Genomic DNA, 16,163 nt, shown 5'->3' on the forward strand with positions numbered 1-16,163 from the left:
GCACGTCGCTCGGGTTATGCTTAGTGCCCTAACCATCCGAGCGGATGATCATCGAGGAGCCGGGCCCGACCATGCAGCAGACCGACGTCGCCACACCGCCCGCGCAGCCCCGCCCGCGCGACCCGCAGAGCTTCACGCGCGGCGACGCCCTCGCGTGGAAGGTGGTCGCGTTCACCGCGGGCGGGCTCACGCTCGCCGGCATCACCGGGGGCATCGTCGCGCTCGTCGCGCTCCTCAACGCCTGACGCAGCCCCGTCGGCTACCCGGCCGACTGCGCATCCACCGCCGCGATCAGCCGCGTCATCAGCTGGTGCAGCTGCGCGAGCTCGTCGCGGTCGAGCCCGAGCCGCTCGGCCATCGTGGTCGGCACCGCGAGCGCCTGCTCGCGGAGCGCCACGCCCCGCTCGGTCAGCGTGATGTCGAGCGTGCGCACGTCGTCGGCGCGTCGCGACCGCTCCACGAGCCCCGCAGCCTCGAGCCGCTTCACGAGCGGCGACAGCGTCGCGGGCTCGAGCCGCAGCTGCTCGCTCAGCTGCCGCAGCGACAGCGGCCGGGAGCCCCAGAGCGCCAGCATCACGAGGTACTGGGGATGCGACAGGCCGAGCGGCTCGAGCACCGGGCGGTAGGCGCCGACGACGCTCCGCGACGCGACCGACAGCGCGAAGCACACCTGCCGCTCGAGCGCGAGGTCGTCCTGCGCATGCGCCTGCATGTCGTCGACGGCCATCCTGCAATCCTAGGCGCCCCGACGCATCCGGCAGCGGCCTATGGTGTCCTCGCTGAGCGACCGCATCCGTCGTCAGAGCAGCACGACTCGGTGCGAAGGAGGGAATACGACATGGCGAAGTACCTGGTGCTCATCTACGGCGACGAGGCGGCGTGGGCGTCGATGCCGCCGGAGGAGGAGCGGCGGCTGATGGACGGCCACCGCGCGCTCGCGGAGGCGGCCAGCGAGGCGATCCTCGACACAGGCGAGCTCGAGCCGCCGAGCGCGGTCGTCACGCTGCGCGGGCCGGCGGGCGGTGAGCCGTCCGCGACCGCCGGACCGCTCGCCGAGAACGGCGCGACGCTCGGCGGCTACTACCTCCTGGAGGCCGCCGGGCTCGACGAGGCCAAGGCGCTCGCGAGCCTGCTGCACGAGTCGCGCGCGGGTCACGGCGGCGTCGAGATCCGCCCGGTCGCCGAGGGCTGAGCCGCGGCCGAGGCGAGCGACGTCAGCGGATGCGGTGCCCGGTCGACGGCTCGAACGCGAGCACGCTCGACGGGCGCACCGCGAAGGCGAGCTCGCTCCCGATCGCCGGGTGCGCGCCCTTCGGCAGCCGCGCGGTCCAGCGCGCGCCGTGGCCGGAGCCGTAGACGAAGGTGTCGGAGCCGAGCTCCTCGACGAGCTCGACCGCGATGCGCACGAGCGAGTCGTCGCCGCCCGGTTCGGCGACGATCTCGAGGTCCTCGGGGCGGATGCCGTAGGTCAGCGCCGTGCCCGAGTGCGGCGACGACGGGTGGAACGGCAGCCGCAGCCCGCCCACCTGCGCGCCCTGCGCATCCGACCACTCCCCCTCGACGAGGTTCATCTGCGGCGAGCCGATGAAGCCGGCGACGAAGAGCGTCTCGGGCTCGTCGTAGAGCTCGCGGGGCGTGCCGACCTGCTCGATGCGGCCGTGGTTCATGACGACGACGCGGTCGCCCATCGTCATCGCCTCGGTCTGGTCGTGGGTGACGTAGACGGTCGTGACGTCGAGGGTGCGCTGCAGCGCCGCGATCTGGCCGCGCGTCTGCACGCGCAGCTTGGCGTCGAGGTTGGACAGCGGCTCATCCATGAGGAACACCGCGGGGCGGCGCACGATCGCCCGCCCCATGGCGACCCGCTGCCGCTGCCCGCCCGAGAGCTCGCGCGGCTTGCGGTCGAGCAGCTCGTCCAGCTCGAGCAGCCCTGCGGCCTCGGCGACGAGCCGCTGCCGGTCGGGGGCCGGCACCTTCGCGTTCTTCAGCGAGAACTCGATGTTGCCGGCCACCGTCATGTGCGGGTAGAGCGCGTAGCTCTGGAACACCATGGCAACGTCCCGCCTGCTGCCGTCGAGGCCCGTCACGTCGCGGTCGCCGAAGGCGATGCTGCCCGTGTCGGGGAACTCGAGCCCGGCGAGCGCGCGCAGCGTCGTCGACTTGCCGCACCCGGAGGGGCCGACGAGCACGAGCAGCTCGCCGTGCTCGATCTCGAGGTCGATGGCGTCGATCGAGGGCCTCGAGGCCCCCGGGTAGGTGAGCGTGACGTCGTGCAGCGAGACGTTGACCATAGTGATCCGTTTCCGTGAGGTGCGGTCGTCAGCCCTCGAGCTGGGGCCGCAGGTCGTTCTCGTAGAGGCCCTCCAGCTCGGCCTGGAGCGCCGCGAGCGACTCCTCCACGTCGGCGTCGGTGGTGAGGATGCGCTGCAGCGCGGTCGCGAGCGCCAGGTCGCCGCCGGGCAGGAAGACGCGCAGGTAGTCCTGCGTGCGCGTGCGGCTCTCGAGCTGCTCGACCGCGACCTCGAAGTTGGGGTTCTCGGCGTACAGCGCGCTCGCGTCGGCGTCGGAGCGCACCGGCATGTAGCCCGTCTGGCTCGAGAACGCGACGGTGTTCTCGGCGCTCGTCAGGTGGTCGGCGAGCATCGCCGCGGCGAGCTGCTCCTCGGGCGTCGAGGCGGCCGAGATGGCGACGCCGGCGCCGCCGGTGGGCACGACGAGCTCCTGCTCGACGGGGCCGCCGGGGAGGAAGGCGACGCCCACCTCGAAGCCGGCCGTCTCGGTGACGCCGCCGAGCGAGCCGGTCGAGCCGATGAACTGGCTCGTCGCGCCGGCCGCGAAGTCGTCGGCGGGCGAGCCGCTCGACACGTTCGCCCAGCCGTCCTGCACGGCGTCCTGCGCGAACTGCACGGCCTCGACGGTGCCGTCGCTCGTCACCGCGCTCGCATCCCACTCGTCCGACCAGCCGCCGCCGTAGCCCCAGACGAGGTTGTTCATCATCCACGCCGGGTAGTCCTCGGCGGGCGGGAAGCTGAACGCAGTGTCGGTGACGCCGGCGTCGACGAGGGCCAGCGAGTGCTCGCGCACCTCCTCCCACGTCGTGGGCGCCGCGGTGAGGCCCGCCTCGGCGTAGTGGTCGGCGTTGTAGTAGTAGATCGTCGTCGAGCGGGCGTACGGCACCGCGTAGTGCGCGTCCTCGTAGAGGTAGTCGTCGAAGAGCGTCTCGTTGTAGGTGCTGGTGTCGCCGCCGGCTGCGGCGAAGGCGTCGTCGAGCGCGAGCAGCGAGCCGTTCACGTGGTTGGTGAACCAGGTGGCATCCGACATCACGACGAGGTCGCCCACGTCGCCCGAGGTCTGCGCGGTCTGGAAGCGCTGCGAGACCTCCTCGTAGTTGGCACCGGCGGTGACGATCTCCACCTCGATGCCGGTCTCCTCGGTGAAGCCGTCGACGAGCTGCTGCTCGATCTCCTGCGATCCGCCCGGGTGGTTGGTCCAGAAGCTGATCGACTCGGCCGGCTCGATCGAGGCCCAGTCGACCTCGGCGGCCGCGCCTGCGTCGGTCGCGCCGACGGCGGGCCCGCAGGCGGTGAGGCCGAGCGCGGCGACGCCGAGCGCCGCGACGGTGGTGGTGACGCGCTTCGCTCGCGTCTGGCGGATGCGGTGGGACATGGATGCTCCTCGGTGTGGGTTGGTCGATGGTCGGTCAGGGAGGCTCACTTGACGGCGCCCTGCGTGAGCCCGCTCACGATGAAGCGCTGCAGGGCGGCGAAGACGACGAGCACGGGGACGATGACGAGCACGGCGCCGGCCATGAGGTAGCCGTAGCTGCCGGTCTGCCCCTCGATCGACTGCAGGAGGTTGAGGCCCACGGGCAGCGTCATCGTGTCGACGGAGTCGGTGATGATGAGTGGCCACATGAAGCTGTTCCACTCCCCCACGATCGTCACGAGCGCGACGGTCGCGATCGTGGGTGCCGAGACGGGCACCACGATGCGCCAGAGGCGCTTCAGGTGGCCGGCGCCGTCGAGCTTGGCCGCCTCGAGCAGATCCTTCGGCAGCGTCTTGAACTGCTGCCGCAGGAGGAACGTGCCGAACGCCGTGCCGAGGCCCGGCAGGATGATGCCCCAGAGCGTGTTGCGCCCGCCGAGCGCCGAGATGGTCATGTAGTTCGGCAGCAGCGCCGCCTCGGGCGGCACCATGAGCGCGACGAGGATCGCGATGAAGACCGCGTGCGCGAAGCGGAAGTCGACGAAGACGAGCGCGTAGGCGGTCGTGATGGCGAGCACGACCTTGATGGCCGAGCCGACGATGGTCACGATCAGGCTGTTGCGCAGCACGGTGAGCAGCGGCACGGTGTCGGCGACGTGCCGGTAGTTGTCGAGGCTCGGCTCCTGCGGCCAGAGCGTCGGCTGCGTGGTGATGATCTCGCCCGGCGGCTTGAAGGAGGCGATCGCCATCCACAGCAGCGGCAGCACGATGATCGCGACGGCGAGCAGGATCGGCAGGTAGCCGCCGAGCACGGTCGCGAGCAGGTTGCGGCGGGAGAACGCCTGCCGCCAGTCGGCGAGGTGGGTGGAGCTCATGCGTAGTGCACCCGCCGCTCGACGAACCGCATCTGGAAGGCGGTGATGGCGAACAGCACGACGAAGAGCACGACCGAGATCGCGGCGGCGTAGCCGGCGTTCTGATACGGCCCGAAGCCCTGCAGGAACAGCTCGAAGACGATCGTGTTGGTGCCGTTCCCCGACGGCGTCATGATCTTCAGGATGTCGAAGGCCTGCATCGAGCTGAGGATGGTCGTCACCGTCAGGAAGAAGACGGTCGGCGACAGCAGCGGCAGGGTGAGCTTGAAGAAGCGCGTGAGCGCGCCGGCCCGGTCGATGCGGGCCGCCTCGATGAGGTCGGTCGGGATCGACTGCAGCCCGGCGAGGAACACGACGGCGCAGAATCCGAGGTGCTTCCAGACGTAGACGACGATCACCATGACGAGCGCGAGGTCGGCGTCGAGGTACCACTCCGGCGAACGGGCGCCGAAGGCGCGCAGCACGTGGCCGAGCACGCCGAGCTGCGGGTCGAAGATGAAGTTCCACACCATGCCGACGCCGACGCCCGAGAGCACGTAGGGCGAGAAGATCGCGGTGCGGCCGGCGGTGACGCCGGGGATGCGGCGGCCCAGCGCGAGCGCGACGAGCAGCCCGAGCACCATCGAGGCGACCACGGTGACGACGGTGAACGTGATGGTCACGCGCCACATCTCGGCACCTTGCGGCGAGGTGAACAGGCGGATGTAGTTGTCGATGCCGGCGCTCGTGGCGCTCGTCGCGCCCATGCGCCAGTTGAGCGTCGAGAAGTACGCGTTGCTCAGCAGCGGGTAGTAGACGAACGCGGCGATGAGCAGCAGGTTGGGTCCCGCGAACGCCAGGAAGACGAGCGCATCGCGGCGCCGCTGGCGCTGACGATGCGGGTTGGCGGTGGGCACCCGCCGACACTCTCCAGCCGGGTTGAACCGCAACTGTCGTGCGGCCGTCCCGCAGGGGTGGGCTAGGTGAACCGGGCGTGCTCGGATGTCGCTGCCGCACGGCGCGCCCGCAGCAGGCTCCGTGCCAGCAGCACGAGCCACACGGCCGTGGGGATGAGGCTCAGCATCGCGATGACCAGTCCGACCGCACCGACGTTCGCGGGCACGAGCATCGTCATCCCGGTGACCACGCCGACGATGCCGGGAGCGCGCCCGAACACGCGCTGGCGCCACATCGTGGCGGAGAAGACGAGCGTGCTGACTGCGCCCAGCACGTAGCTGGTCGCGAACGTGCCGCCGTCGTAGAGCGTCATCAACGTCTCGCCGCTCGCGAGCAGTGCAGCCTGCTCGGAGGCGGGAGCGTCTGCGAACCGCTCGCTCAGCATCCACATCGAGAAGGTCGCCTCACGGGTGACCACGAACAGCGTCACGCTGATGAGCCCGACCACCAAGGCGAGCAGCCCCCAGGCTTGCGCGACGCGACGCAGCGAGGCGTAGAGCGCGAGGTAGAACGGGATCATCACGAGGTAGTCGAGCGTCAGCAGCAGATCGAGGTCGAGCAGGCCGAGGAGCGGCTGCTGCTGGAACTCCTCGAACAGACCCTCGACCGTGCTCGGCGGCGGGTGCAGGAGGAACACTGCAGCCTGGATCGGGATCATCGCGAGCACCACGATCGCCGCCGCTCCCCCGAGCCGCATCACGCCCAGCCAGGAGGTATCGGCCCCTGCGTCGCGCTCACCTGCTGCTGCCATGGCCGTCTCCGCCCGCTCGCCCTCAGGCTAGGCCGGGCACTCGCCGCGTGCCAGGTATGCGATTCGGGGCTGTGCGCGGCCTTGTCACGCATGACGGAAGCCCCGACTGGCGAGCGGCCGGGGCTTCGTCTTGTCGAATGTGGAGGGTGCATCTGGGGGGACTCGAACCCCCGACACCCCGTCGGAGCCCGGCACTAACCCGGCAGCGTTTCAGAAATCTGGGGAGTGCCGACGCCCGCACTGCAACCGTCCAGAGGCAGTCTCCGACCCGCTCGCATCGGGTCCCTAGCGTCACTTCTCGCCGTTTGCTTCCGCGCCATCGCCGACGTCATCGGGCATCATCTCGCCATACTCTTCGCGTATGAACGCGAGGCCGTCGGCAAGCGAGGGATCGAACTCGAGCGAATTGGTGACGAAGTCAAGGCGGCGCTTGTTCTCGTCGATGATGTCCCTCCAGCGGCGCACGTAAGCGCGCGCGGCTGGACGGCCCGGCTTCTTGTCTGGTTCAAAAACCAAACCGAGGCCCCGATCGGACCCGATAATCGAGTTGTCCATGACGCCGTCGTAGTCCGTCACCACGAGGATGAACTCCCAAACCGACCGGTCGCTCGCGAAAGCGGCGTTATCGACTACTACGTTGATGTAGTCCTCGATCTGATTCCGCTCGGTCCGCCCTGCCGTGATATCAGGCGCCTTCAACTCCACGACCAAATGACGAACGCGGTCGTGCTCCTTGGCCTTGACTGCGAGGTGGAGGTCAGTGCGACCCGTCTTGCCGTCCCAACGCTTGACCGGCTCGACCGTCGCGCTCGGAAGCCCCTCGAGCTGCAAGTGCGTGCGCAACATCTGCGTGAGCCCGCGCTCGCTGGTCATGAAGTGGAACTCCTCACCGAAGATCCAAAGCTCTTGTTCAAGGATCTTGTGAAGGTGATCTCGCTCGCCGACCTTCTTCGAGTCCTCAGGGTCGAAGAGCAGATGCTCGAGACCAGCAAGGAACTTGGTGCGGCTCGTAACGAGGTTAGCGGCACGGATGACACCGGCCAGGGTTGTTTCACTCAGCAACTTGGTCAGCGCCTGGCGATCTTGCTCAGTGAGCGCGACGAACTCGCTGACCAAGAGCGCCAAGTTCTCCGGGTCTGTTCTCAGTGCGTCTCGCAGTAGATTGAGAGTCAGCTGTGCCCCGTCCTTGCGCTTGGGAATCTGAGGGATGAGGGCGCTGGAGACGATATCGAAGACGGCGCGCTCCGCCTTATCGGCTTCGGTCACAGGTTCCGTCTCGTATGGGTAGATCCCCTTCGACTTCCACTCGTCGATCTGGTCGCGGCGTCGCAACCTCCGACGGGACGCGAAGTGCTCTCGCACAGCCGTTCTCGTTGCACGCCAGACGGCACCTGCGGGGTCGGCTGCCATGTCTCCGAGCCCTATTTCAGAGAGCGAGTCGGCGTCGAAACCTGCCCAGGTCACGTACGCGGAGTAGGCGGTTTGACTCTCGAGTTCCGTGCCGGACATCTCGACGACGAAACGCTCAGCGTCTTCGCCGAAGTAGACCGCACGGTGTTTGCCGGTACGCCAGCTGATGATGCGGATCGAAATCCTAGCGTCGGGGTCGCTATCCAGGCCGACCTCGAGGATTGCCTCGTCCAAGATCTCGTCGCTCGGGTTGAGCTTCGTCCCGTCGAAAACCACCGTGAGCGCCTCGTCGTTGAGCAGCATGGGGGCGAAATGGGAAGTAAGCGTGGCGACCGTCGTGTCGCTGACGAGTGAATCAAGGCTTCGCGCCTGCTCATTGAGAGCTGTCACGACGGTGCCCGTCTTGGTCCCTGTTGAGGGCGACGAGTCCCAACTGAATGGCTCCACGCGCGCCTTCGCCCCTTCGATGACGACTCGCTCATGGCGGCCCGCGGTATCCACGCTCTCGCTGGTCCAGGTGACCCGCGATCCGAGCGCGAAGGCGCGCAAGCGGCCCTCGCCGAGTCTTCCGTGAAGGCCCCGCTTGTCGTTCTTGGAGCGGGCGGCGAGCGCCTTCCAAGAGCCACCGATGCGCCCAAAGGTCGCCTGCACCTCGTCGGAAGTGATGCCGTGACCGTCGTCTTCGACCGTCACTCGCTCGATGGCACCCATGTCAGTCCGTGACAGCTGAACGCGGACGGTGTTCGCCTCGGCGTCGATCGCGTTCCACACGAGTTCGACAACGGCGCGAACCGGGTCACGTTCACGGGCGAGGCGGGTGACTAGATCGCCACCCGCGGAAAGCGGAAGGTCCCTCACCCTACTCACTGTACGGCTCACGTTCGTCGCCGACGCCCTTCCTCAACGGCGTCAGCTGACGGCCACTACCCACACGAAGGGGGCCGCAAGCTTTGGTACGGGGGTTTGCCATGCCGCCATGGTGCACCCGGCCTCCGACGTCCTTGCGCCGACGTTGATCCGACCCCGTCGGCGAGCCAGTCGGCCGTCGCGCGCAACGGACGTGGCCGAGGCGCTTTCGTCTCTTCGCCACTAGCAGCAGGCCTGATGGCGGCCATCGCAACGCATTTCTGAGGGTTTGTGGGGGTTCTTGCGGATTCGTCCCGTCCAGGAACCAAGAAACCCGCGGATTTCCGCGGGTTTTGGTGGATCTGGGGGGACTCGAACCCCCGACCCCCTGCATGCCATGCAGGTGCGCTACCAGCTGCGCCACAGACCCTCACGCTGCTCTCGGAGCAACCCGATAACTCTACAACACGTTGTGACGGGATGTCACATCGGCGGGCGTATGCTCGTCGCTCGTGCAGGCGATCCGCCGGCCCCGCTCGGGGCTGATCCAGCTCTGGGAGCGACAACACCCCGCCAGGCGCATCTTCGCCGGGTTCATCGCGCTCAACCTGACGGGCTGGGGCCTGCTGATGCTGCCCATCTCGAAGGAGGGCGAGGGCGGCGCGAGCTGGATCGAGGCGCTGTTCACCGCCGTCTCCGCCGCGTGCGTGACCGGCCTCACCGTCGTCGACACCGAGCTCTACTGGACGCCGTTCGGCCAGGGCGTGATCCTCGTGCTCATCCAGCTCGGCGGCCTCGGCGTGATGGTCTTCGCGAGCCTCATCGGCATCTTCGTCGTGCGCCGGCTCACGCTCGGCTCGCGCCTCACGACCGCGCAGGAGGCGCACGCCGAGGGCATCGGCCAGCTGCGCCGGCTCATCGTGAGCATCGGCACCATCGCGCTCGTCGTCGAGAGCGCCATCGCGCTCGTGCTCTTCCTGCGCTTCTGGCTCGGCCGCGGCGAGGAGCCGCTCCACGCCCTGTGGCTCGGCGTGTTCCACGCCGTCTCGAGCTTCAACAACGCCGGCTTCGCGCTCTTCAGCGACAACCTGATGGGCTTCGTCGACGACCCGTGGATCCTGCTGCCCCTCGCGACCGCGACCATCATCGGCGGCCTCGGCTTCCCGGTCATCATGCAGATCCTGAAGCACGCGCCACACCCGCGCCGCTTCTCGATGCACACGTGGCTCGTGCTCACCGGCACGGCGCTGCTGCTGACCGTGGGCACCGTCGCCATCGCGGCCCTCGAGTGGAACAACCCCGGCTCGCTCGGCGCCCACCCGACCGGCACGCGCATCCTCGACGCCTTCTTCCACTCGGTGCAGACGCGCACCGCCGGCTTCAACGCGCTCGACATCGGCGCGTTCGAGCCCGAGACGCTGCTGGTGATGGATGTGCTGATGTTCATCGGCGGAGGCCCGGCGGGCACCGCGGGCGGCATCAAGATCACGACGTTCGGCGTGCTCGCGGCGATCATCATCGCCGAGGTGCGCGGCGACCCCACCGTCACCGTCTTCGGCAAGCGCCTCTCGCGCGCCGTGCACCGCGAGGCGACCACCGTCGCGCTGCTGTCGGTCGGCCTCTGCTACGCCGCCACCGTCACGATCATGCTGCTCACCGACATCGACCACGACCGCGTGCTCTTCGAGGTGATCTCGGCGTTCGCGACCGTCGGTCTCTCGACCGGCATCACCGCGGCCGTCGGCACGCCGAGCCAGCTGATCCTCATCCTCCTCATGTTCCTCGGCCGCGTCGGGCCCATCACCGTCGCGACCGCGATCGCCCTCCGCCCCCGCAGGCTCGCGTACGAGCTGCCCAAGGAAAGGCCCATCATTGGCTAGGCTCCGCAACCCCTTCGACGCCTCGACGATCGGCTCCGCCACCTCGGTCGCCGTCATCGGCCTCGGCCGCTTCGGCACCGCGCTCGCGCTCGAGCTCATGGCGCACGGCACCGAGGTGCTCGGCATCGACGGCGACGAGCAGGTCGTGCAGGCGCTGAACGGCGAGCTGACCGCCGTCGTCGCCGGCGACGCCACCCGCCCCGAGCTCATCGAGCAGCTGGGCCTGGCCGACTTCGACCGCGTCGTCGTGGCGATCGGCACCGACGTGACCGCCAACATCCTCACCACGAGCCAGCTGCTGCGCGTGGGTGTCAAGGAGGTGTGGGCGAAGGCGCTCGACGAGCGGCACGCGCTGATCCTGCACCAGCTGGGGGTGCACCACGTCGTGCGGCCGGAGGCCGACATGGGTCGCCGCGTCGCCCACATGGTGCGGGGCGCGCTCGAGGACTTCATCGAGATCGACGCCGGCTACGCGGCGGTGCGGCTCGAGGCGCCGCTCGACCTGCTGGCGGTGCCGCTGCGCGAGCTCGGCCTGCAGGTCAAGCACGGCATCGGCATCGGCGCCGTGCGGCGCGACGGCGCCTGGGTCATCGCCAACCCCGAGACGCGACTCGAGCGCGGCGACATCCTGCTGGTGCACGGTACGACCGCCAAGGTCGAGGCGTTCGCCGCGTCGGCCGCGAAGCGCCGCGAGCCGTAGGCCTCACGCTCGGGGTGACGGCGAGCGTGCGACCCGGTCATGGTTGCTCGGTGTCGCCGCCAGCCGCCTCCGCCCGAACCACGACGCTGCGGGCGTGCCGCAGGATCGGCTCGTCGACCATCCGCCCCTCGAACGAGAAGACGCCGGGCGTCGCCTCGGCGGCCGCGAGGATGCGCCGCGCCTCGTCGAGCTGCGCCTCGGTGGGCGCGAACGCCCGCCGGTACGGCTCGACGTGGCTCGGGTGGATCGCGGCCTTCGCGCCGAAGCCCGAGGCGGCGGCGTCGAGGGCCTCCGCGTGCGCGCCGTCGACGTCGGCGATGTCGGTGCGGATCGCGTCGATCGCGGTGACGCCGAAGGCGCCGGCCGCGACCAGCACGCGGCTGCGGGCGTGCAGCGCGACGTCGCGGTAGGCGCCCGCCTCGTCGCGGCTCGACGTGCCACCGAGCGAGGCGACGAGATCCTCGGCGCCCCACATGAGGCCGACGACCGCCGCGTGCGCGGCGAGCTGCTCGACCGCGAGCACGCCCATCGCGGTCTCGACGAGCGCCACGACCCGCGCACCCGGCACCGCCTCGACGACCCGGTCGACCTGCTGCGGGCCCTCGGCCTTCGCGAGCATGACGGTGCGGAAGGGCGAGGCGGCGACGGCCGCGAGGTCGTCGTCGAAGCCAGGCGCGGATGCGTCCTGCACGCGCACGATGGTGCGCGCGGGGTCGAGGTCGGCGGCCTGCACCGCCAGGCGGGCCTCGGCCTTGGACTCGGGCCCCACCGCATCCTCGAGGTCGAGGATCACCGCATCAGCCCGCGCCGCGGCCTTGCCGAAGCGGTCGGGGCGGTCGCCGGGGCAGAACAGCAGCGCGGGGCCCATGCCGAGCGCCCCCTGGCCGGCCCCGCTCACGCCGAGGCCTCCCCCGGCGCCTCGGCCGACGCATCCGGCCGGCCCTGCATGAGCACCTTGCGCACCGCGCGGGCGACGACCTCGCCGTGCTGGTTGCGAGCCTGGTGCTCGAAGGTGGCGATGCCCTGGCCGGGCCGCGACTGCGACGCACGCTTGTCGAGCACGCGTGTCTCGCAGTAGATGGTGTCGCCGTGGCGCACGGGCGCCGGGAACGTCACCTCGCTGAAGCCGAGGTTCGCGACGATCGTGCCGAGCGTCAGCTGCCCGACCGACAGACCCACCATGGTCGCGAGCGTGTGCATCGAGTTCATGAGCGGCTCGCCGAACTCGGTCGTCTCGCTCCACGCGCGGTCGAGGTGCAGCGGCTGCGGGTTCATCGTGAGCGTCGTGAACAGCACGTTGTCGGTCTCGGTCATCGTGCGCCCGGGCCGGTGCTCGTAGACGACGCCCTGCTCGAGCTCGTCGAACCAGAGGCCCCGCTGGGTGATGCGGCGCTCGGCGCCGGTCGTCTCGCTGCTCGTGTCGGGGCGTGTCGTCTCGGTCATGCGGATGCCTCCTCGGGCGTCACGGTCGCGAGCTCCTGCCCGCGCGCGACCTGCTCCCCGAGCCTGGCATGCAGGTGCACGGTGCCGGCGACCGGCGCGCGCAGCACGTGCTCCATCTTCATCGCCTCGACGCTCACGACCGCCTGCCCCTCGGCGACGCGGTCGCCGTCGGCGGCGTGCGCGGCGACGACCGTGCCGGGCATGGGGGATGCGAGGCTCGGCTCGGCGTCGGCACGGCCGCGCCGGGTGCGCGGCGGGGTCTCGACGAGCCAGTCGCCCTCCGCCGTGCGCACCCACGTGCCCTCGGCGGTGCGCACGAGCCACGGCTCGACGGGCGTCGCGAGCTCGTCGACGGTGCCGTCGGCGCGGTGCACGGTCGTGCGCTCCCCCAGCACCTGCACGCGCGCGGTGCCGTCGCCATCGCGGAACGTCGCCCGCCGGCCGACCGCGCCGCCCATGCGCCAGCCGTCGGGCTGCCAGGCGCCGAGCCGCATCGGCAGCGCCTGCCCGAGGTCGGCGGCCGCCGCGGCGAGCGCCTCGCTCGGGATGCGCGCGGCGGCGATGCGCTCGCCCTCGCGGTCGATGAAGCCGGTGTCGAGCTCGCCCGCCCGCACGCTCGGCTCGTCGAGCAGCGCGCGCAGGAAGCCGCGGTTGGTGACCACGCCGAAGATGCTCGTCTCGGCGAGCGCGTCGCGCAGCCGCTCGAGGGCCTGCCCGCGCGTCGCGCCGTGCGCGATGACCTTCGCGATCATCGGGTCGTAGCTCGAGCCGACCTCGCCGCCCTGCTCGACCCCCGCATCCACCCGCACGTCGTCGCCGTACGGCCAGTCGATCGCGAGCACCGTGCCGCCGGTCGGCAGGAAGCCGGCCGACGGATCCTCGGCGTAGATGCGCGCCTCGATCGCGTGGCCCGTGAGCGTCACGTCGTCCTGCGCGATCGCGAGCCGCTCCCCCGCGGCGATGCGCAGCTGCTGCTCGACGAGGTCGACGCCGGTCACCATCTCGGTGACGGGGTGCTCGACCTGCAGGCGTGTGTTCATCTCCATGAAGAACGGCTCGTCGGGCTGGTCGCCCGCGACGATGAACTCGACCGTGCCGGCGCCCACGTAGCCGACCGAGCGGGCCGTCTCGACGGCCGCCTGCCCGATCGCCGCGCGCTGCGCCTCGGTGAGCAGCGGGCTCGGGGCCTCCTCGATCACCTTCTGGTGGCGGCGCTGCAGCGAGCACTCGCGCTCGCCGAGGTGGATGACGGTGCCGTGCGTGTCGGCGAGCACCTGCACCTCGATGTGGCGCGGGCTGGTCACGAACCGCTCGATGAAGAGGGTGTCGTCGCCGAACGACGACGTCGCCTCGCGCCGCGCCGCGGCGAGCGACGAGGGCAGGCCGGCCGCCTCGTCGACGCGGTACATGCCCTTGCCGCCGCCACCGGCAGCGGGCTTGATGAGCACAGGGAAGCCGACGCGCTCGGCGCCGGCGATGAGCGCCACGTCGTCGAGGCCCGGCTCCGCGATGCCGGGCACCGTCGCGACGCCGCGCGACTCGACCGCGTGCCGGGCCGAGATCTTGTCGCCCATCGTCTCGATCGCCGACGCCGGCGGGCCGATGAACACGACGCCTGCGTCGGCGCACGCCTGCGCGAAGGCCGCGTTCTCCGACAGGAAGCCGTAGCCGGGATGGATCGCCTGCGCCCCCGAGGCGCGCGCCGCCTCGATGATCTTCTCGATCGAGAGGTAGGTGTCGCGCAGCGCCCCCGCGCCGAGCGAGACGACCTCGTCGAAGTGGCCGGGGTGCGGCGACGGGTCGTCGTCGGCGCGCACGGCGACCGAGCGGATGCCGAGGTCGCGCAGGGTGCGCGCGACGCGGATGGCGATCTCGCCGCGGTTGGCGACGAGCACGGTGTCGAACATCTCGGGCATCTCGCCGATCACATCCTGAAGACGCCGAAGCGCGGGCTCTGCAGCGGCACCGCGGTCACGACGTCGAGCGCCATGCCGAGGATCCGGCGCGTGTCGGCTGGGTCGATGACGCCGTCGTCCCACAGCCTCGCGGAGGCGTAGTACGGGTTGCCCTGCCGCTCGTACTGCTCGCGCACCGGGCGCTCGAACTCGCCCTGCGCATCCGCCGACCACTCCTCGCCGCGCGCCTCGATCTGCTCGCGCTTGACGGTGGAGAGCACGGATGCGGCCTGCGGCCCGCCCATCACGCTCACGCGGGCGTTGGGCCACAGCCACAGGAAGCGGGGGTCGTAGGCGCGGCCGCACATCGAGTACGTGCCGGCGCCGAAGGATCCGCCGACGACGACCGTGAGCTTGGGCACGCGGGTGGTGGCGACGGCGGTGACCATCTTGGCGCCGTGCTTGGCGATGCCGCCGCGCTCCGCCTCGGAGCCCACCATGAAGCCGGTGATGTTCTGCAGGAACACGAGCGGCACGCCTCGCTGGTCGCACAGCTCGATGAAGTGCGCGCCCTTCATCGCCGACTCGGAGAAGAGCACGCCGTTGTTGGCGATGATGCCGACGGTGTGGCCGTGCAGCTGCGCGAAGCCCGTGACGAGCGTGTCGCCGTAGCCGGCCTTGAACTCGTGGAACTCGCTGCGGTCGACGATGCGGGCGATGATCTCGCGCGCGTCGTAGGGCGTCTGCAGGTCGGGCGGGATCGCGTCGTAGAGGGTCGAGGGGTCGACCGCCGGCGCCTGCTCGTCGTCGAGCGCGCCGAGCGGCGAGTAGGCGAACCAGCCGAACCTCGTCTCCTTCGCAGGCACGGCGCCAGCCTCGGCCGCGCGGTCGCCCGGCGGCAGCGCCGCCACCATGTCGCGCACGATCTCGAGCGCGTGCGCATCGTCGTCGGCGAGGTGGTCGACGACGCCCGAGACCTCGGCGTGCAGCACGCCGCCGCCGAGCGACTCGGCGTCGACGACCTCGCCCGTCGCGGCCTTCACGAGCGGCGGGCCGCCGAGGAAGATGGTGCCCTGGTCGCGCACGATCACCGTCTCGTCGCTCATCGCCGGCACGTAGGCGCCGCCGGCGGTCGACGAGCCCATCACGGCCGCGAGCTGCGGGATGCCGAGCGCCGAGAGCTGCGCCTGGTTGAAGAAGATGCGGCCGAAGTGCTCGCGGTCGGGGAAGACCTCGTCCTGCATCGGCAGGAACGCGCCGCCCGAGTCGACGAGGGCGATGCACGGGAGGCGGTTCTCGCGCGCGATCTGCTGCGCCCGCAGGTGCTTCTTCACCGTCAGCGGGTAGTAGGTGCCGCCCTTGACGGTCGCGTCGTTCGCGATCACCATCACGGTCCGGCCGTGCACCAGCCCGATGCCGGCCACGACGCCCGCGCTCGGCGCATCCCCGGGCTCGCCCTCCTCGGCGTCGCCGTAGACGCCCCACGCCGCGAGCGGCGCGACCTCGAGGAAGGGGCTCCCCGGGTCGAGCAGCGCGTCGATGCGGTCGCGGGCGAGCAGCTTGCCGCGCTCGACGTGGCGCTGCCGCGACGCCTCGGGGCCGCCGAGCGCCGCGCGGGCGAGGCGCTCGCGCAGCTGGCCGACCAGCTGCTCCATCGCGGCGCGGTTGGCGCGCGCCTCGTCGGAGGACGGGTCGACGCGGGTGGTCAGGGCGTGCATGCTC

Annotated in this window: 15 protein-coding genes and 1 tRNA gene; 4 read left to right on the forward strand and 12 right to left on the reverse strand. The window is 70.6% G+C overall.

Annotated elements, in window-relative coordinates; genetic code table 11:
• The first annotated feature begins 44 nt into the window (after nucleotides 1-44).
• On the forward strand, nucleotides 45-245 hold the full coding sequence (locus tag J2X49_RS09955; protein WP_310125562.1) for a hypothetical protein: 201 nt from the start codon (nucleotides 45-47) through the stop codon (nucleotides 243-245).
• A 14-nt stretch (nucleotides 246-259) separates the two neighbouring features.
• Here J2X49_RS09955 and J2X49_RS09960 read toward each other — a convergent pair whose 3' ends face one another.
• Nucleotides 260-727, reverse strand: a complete 468-nt coding sequence (locus tag J2X49_RS09960) for a MarR family transcriptional regulator (RefSeq protein ID WP_310125565.1) — start codon at nucleotides 725-727, stop codon at nucleotides 260-262.
• Between the two features lie 111 nt (nucleotides 728-838).
• Between J2X49_RS09960 and J2X49_RS09965 the strand changes: the two genes are divergently transcribed.
• Nucleotides 839-1,192 carry a YciI family protein gene (locus J2X49_RS09965; protein WP_310125567.1) on the forward strand — a complete coding sequence of 118 codons (354 nt, stop codon included), beginning with the start codon at nucleotides 839-841 and terminating at the stop codon, nucleotides 1,190-1,192.
• A 22-nt stretch (nucleotides 1,193-1,214) separates the two neighbouring features.
• Here the strand turns inward: J2X49_RS09965 and J2X49_RS09970 are convergent, their stop codons facing one another.
• From J2X49_RS09970 to J2X49_RS10000, 7 genes are all read right to left on the reverse strand, one after another.
• Nucleotides 1,215-2,291, reverse strand: a complete 1,077-nt coding sequence (locus J2X49_RS09970) for a sn-glycerol-3-phosphate ABC transporter ATP-binding protein UgpC (protein ID WP_310125569.1) — start codon at nucleotides 2,289-2,291, stop codon at nucleotides 1,215-1,217.
• 28 nt (nucleotides 2,292-2,319) lie between these two features.
• Entirely contained in the window at nucleotides 2,320-3,666 is a 1,347-nt protein-coding gene (locus J2X49_RS09975; protein ID WP_310125572.1) for an ABC transporter substrate-binding protein, read from the reverse strand.
• Between the two features lie 44 nt (nucleotides 3,667-3,710).
• Nucleotides 3,711-4,580 (reverse strand): carbohydrate ABC transporter permease, encoded by an 870-nt coding sequence (locus J2X49_RS09980; RefSeq protein ID WP_146354245.1) that lies wholly within the window; start codon nucleotides 4,578-4,580, stop codon nucleotides 3,711-3,713.
• On the reverse strand, nucleotides 4,577-5,476 hold the full coding sequence (locus J2X49_RS09985; RefSeq protein ID WP_310125579.1) for a sugar ABC transporter permease: 900 nt from the start codon (nucleotides 5,474-5,476) through the stop codon (nucleotides 4,577-4,579). The genes J2X49_RS09980 and J2X49_RS09985 overlap by 4 nt, the downstream gene beginning before the upstream one ends.
• A 62-nt stretch (nucleotides 5,477-5,538) precedes the next feature.
• Nucleotides 5,539-6,267 (reverse strand): hypothetical protein, encoded by a 729-nt coding sequence (locus tag J2X49_RS09990; protein WP_310125581.1) that lies wholly within the window; start codon nucleotides 6,265-6,267, stop codon nucleotides 5,539-5,541.
• A 291-nt stretch (nucleotides 6,268-6,558) separates the two neighbouring features.
• On the reverse strand, nucleotides 6,559-8,535 hold the full coding sequence (locus tag J2X49_RS09995) for an ATP-binding protein (RefSeq protein ID WP_310125584.1): 1,977 nt from the start codon (nucleotides 8,533-8,535) through the stop codon (nucleotides 6,559-6,561).
• 342 nt (nucleotides 8,536-8,877) lie between these two features.
• Nucleotides 8,878-8,953, reverse strand: a tRNA-Ala gene (locus J2X49_RS10000).
• A gap of 82 nt (nucleotides 8,954-9,035) precedes the next feature.
• Here J2X49_RS10000 and J2X49_RS10005 point away from each other — a divergent pair.
• Both J2X49_RS10005 and J2X49_RS10010 read left to right on the forward strand, forming a co-directional pair.
• Nucleotides 9,036-10,403 carry a potassium transporter TrkG gene (locus J2X49_RS10005; RefSeq protein ID WP_310125586.1) on the forward strand — a complete coding sequence of 456 codons (1,368 nt, stop codon included), beginning with the start codon at nucleotides 9,036-9,038 and terminating at the stop codon, nucleotides 10,401-10,403.
• A complete protein-coding gene (locus J2X49_RS10010; protein WP_146357438.1) occupies nucleotides 10,396-11,103 on the forward strand; it encodes a TrkA family potassium uptake protein in 708 nt (235 codons plus the stop codon). Before J2X49_RS10005 ends, J2X49_RS10010 begins: the two co-directional genes overlap by 8 nt.
• A 37-nt stretch (nucleotides 11,104-11,140) precedes the next feature.
• Here J2X49_RS10010 and J2X49_RS10015 read toward each other — a convergent pair whose 3' ends face one another.
• Genes J2X49_RS10015 through J2X49_RS10030 form a run of 4 tightly spaced genes read right to left on the reverse strand, consistent with a single transcriptional unit; the run spans nucleotide 11,141 to nucleotide 16,159 of the window.
• On the reverse strand, nucleotides 11,141-11,971 hold the full coding sequence (locus J2X49_RS10015) for a CoA ester lyase (protein WP_310126038.1): 831 nt from the start codon (nucleotides 11,969-11,971) through the stop codon (nucleotides 11,141-11,143).
• Between the two features lie 26 nt (nucleotides 11,972-11,997).
• Nucleotides 11,998-12,546, reverse strand: coding sequence for a MaoC family dehydratase (locus tag J2X49_RS10020; protein WP_310125590.1), 549 nt, complete (start codon nucleotides 12,544-12,546; stop codon nucleotides 11,998-12,000).
• Nucleotides 12,543-14,462, reverse strand: a complete 1,920-nt coding sequence (locus tag J2X49_RS10025; RefSeq protein WP_310125592.1) for a biotin carboxylase N-terminal domain-containing protein — start codon at nucleotides 14,460-14,462, stop codon at nucleotides 12,543-12,545. Before J2X49_RS10025 ends, J2X49_RS10020 begins: the two co-directional genes overlap by 4 nt.
• Nucleotides 14,463-14,470: 8 nt before the next feature.
• Nucleotides 14,471-16,159, reverse strand: a complete 1,689-nt coding sequence (locus J2X49_RS10030) for a carboxyl transferase domain-containing protein (protein ID WP_310125595.1) — start codon at nucleotides 16,157-16,159, stop codon at nucleotides 14,471-14,473.
• Between the last annotated feature and the right edge of the window lie 4 nt (nucleotides 16,160-16,163).

Source organism: Agrococcus sp. BE272 (assembly GCF_031457935.1).
In the GTDB taxonomy this organism is placed as follows: Bacteria; Actinomycetota; Actinomycetes; order Actinomycetales; family Microbacteriaceae; genus Agrococcus; species Agrococcus sediminis.

What these genes read in the sequence shown, in the direction of transcription:
- J2X49_RS09955 (WP_310125562.1), top strand. Translation starts at nt 45, where the DNA reads ATGATCATCGAGGAGCCGGGCCCGACCATGCAGCAGACCGACGTCGCC.
- J2X49_RS09960 (WP_310125565.1), bottom strand. Translation starts at nt 727, where the DNA reads ATGGCCGTCGACGACATGCAGGCGCATGCGCAGGACGACCTCGCGCTC.
- J2X49_RS09965 (WP_310125567.1), top strand. Translation starts at nt 839, where the DNA reads ATGGCGAAGTACCTGGTGCTCATCTACGGCGACGAGGCGGCGTGGGCG.
- J2X49_RS09970 (WP_310125569.1), bottom strand. Translation starts at nt 2,291, where the DNA reads ATGGTCAACGTCTCGCTGCACGACGTCACGCTCACCTACCCGGGGGCC.
- J2X49_RS09975 (WP_310125572.1), bottom strand. Translation starts at nt 3,666, where the DNA reads ATGTCCCACCGCATCCGCCAGACGCGAGCGAAGCGCGTCACCACCACC.
- J2X49_RS09980 (WP_146354245.1), bottom strand. Translation starts at nt 4,580, where the DNA reads ATGAGCTCCACCCACCTCGCCGACTGGCGGCAGGCGTTCTCCCGCCGC.
- J2X49_RS09990 (WP_310125581.1), bottom strand. Translation starts at nt 6,267, where the DNA reads ATGGCAGCAGCAGGTGAGCGCGACGCAGGGGCCGATACCTCCTGGCTG.
- J2X49_RS10015 (WP_310126038.1), bottom strand. Translation starts at nt 11,971, where the DNA reads ATGGGCCCCGCGCTGCTGTTCTGCCCCGGCGACCGCCCCGACCGCTTC.
- J2X49_RS10020 (WP_310125590.1), bottom strand. Translation starts at nt 12,546, where the DNA reads ATGACCGAGACGACACGCCCCGACACGAGCAGCGAGACGACCGGCGCC.
- J2X49_RS10025 (WP_310125592.1), bottom strand. Translation starts at nt 14,462, where the DNA reads ATGCCCGAGATGTTCGACACCGTGCTCGTCGCCAACCGCGGCGAGATC.
- J2X49_RS10030 (WP_310125595.1), bottom strand. Translation starts at nt 16,159, where the DNA reads ATGCACGCCCTGACCACCCGCGTCGACCCGTCCTCCGACGAGGCGCGC.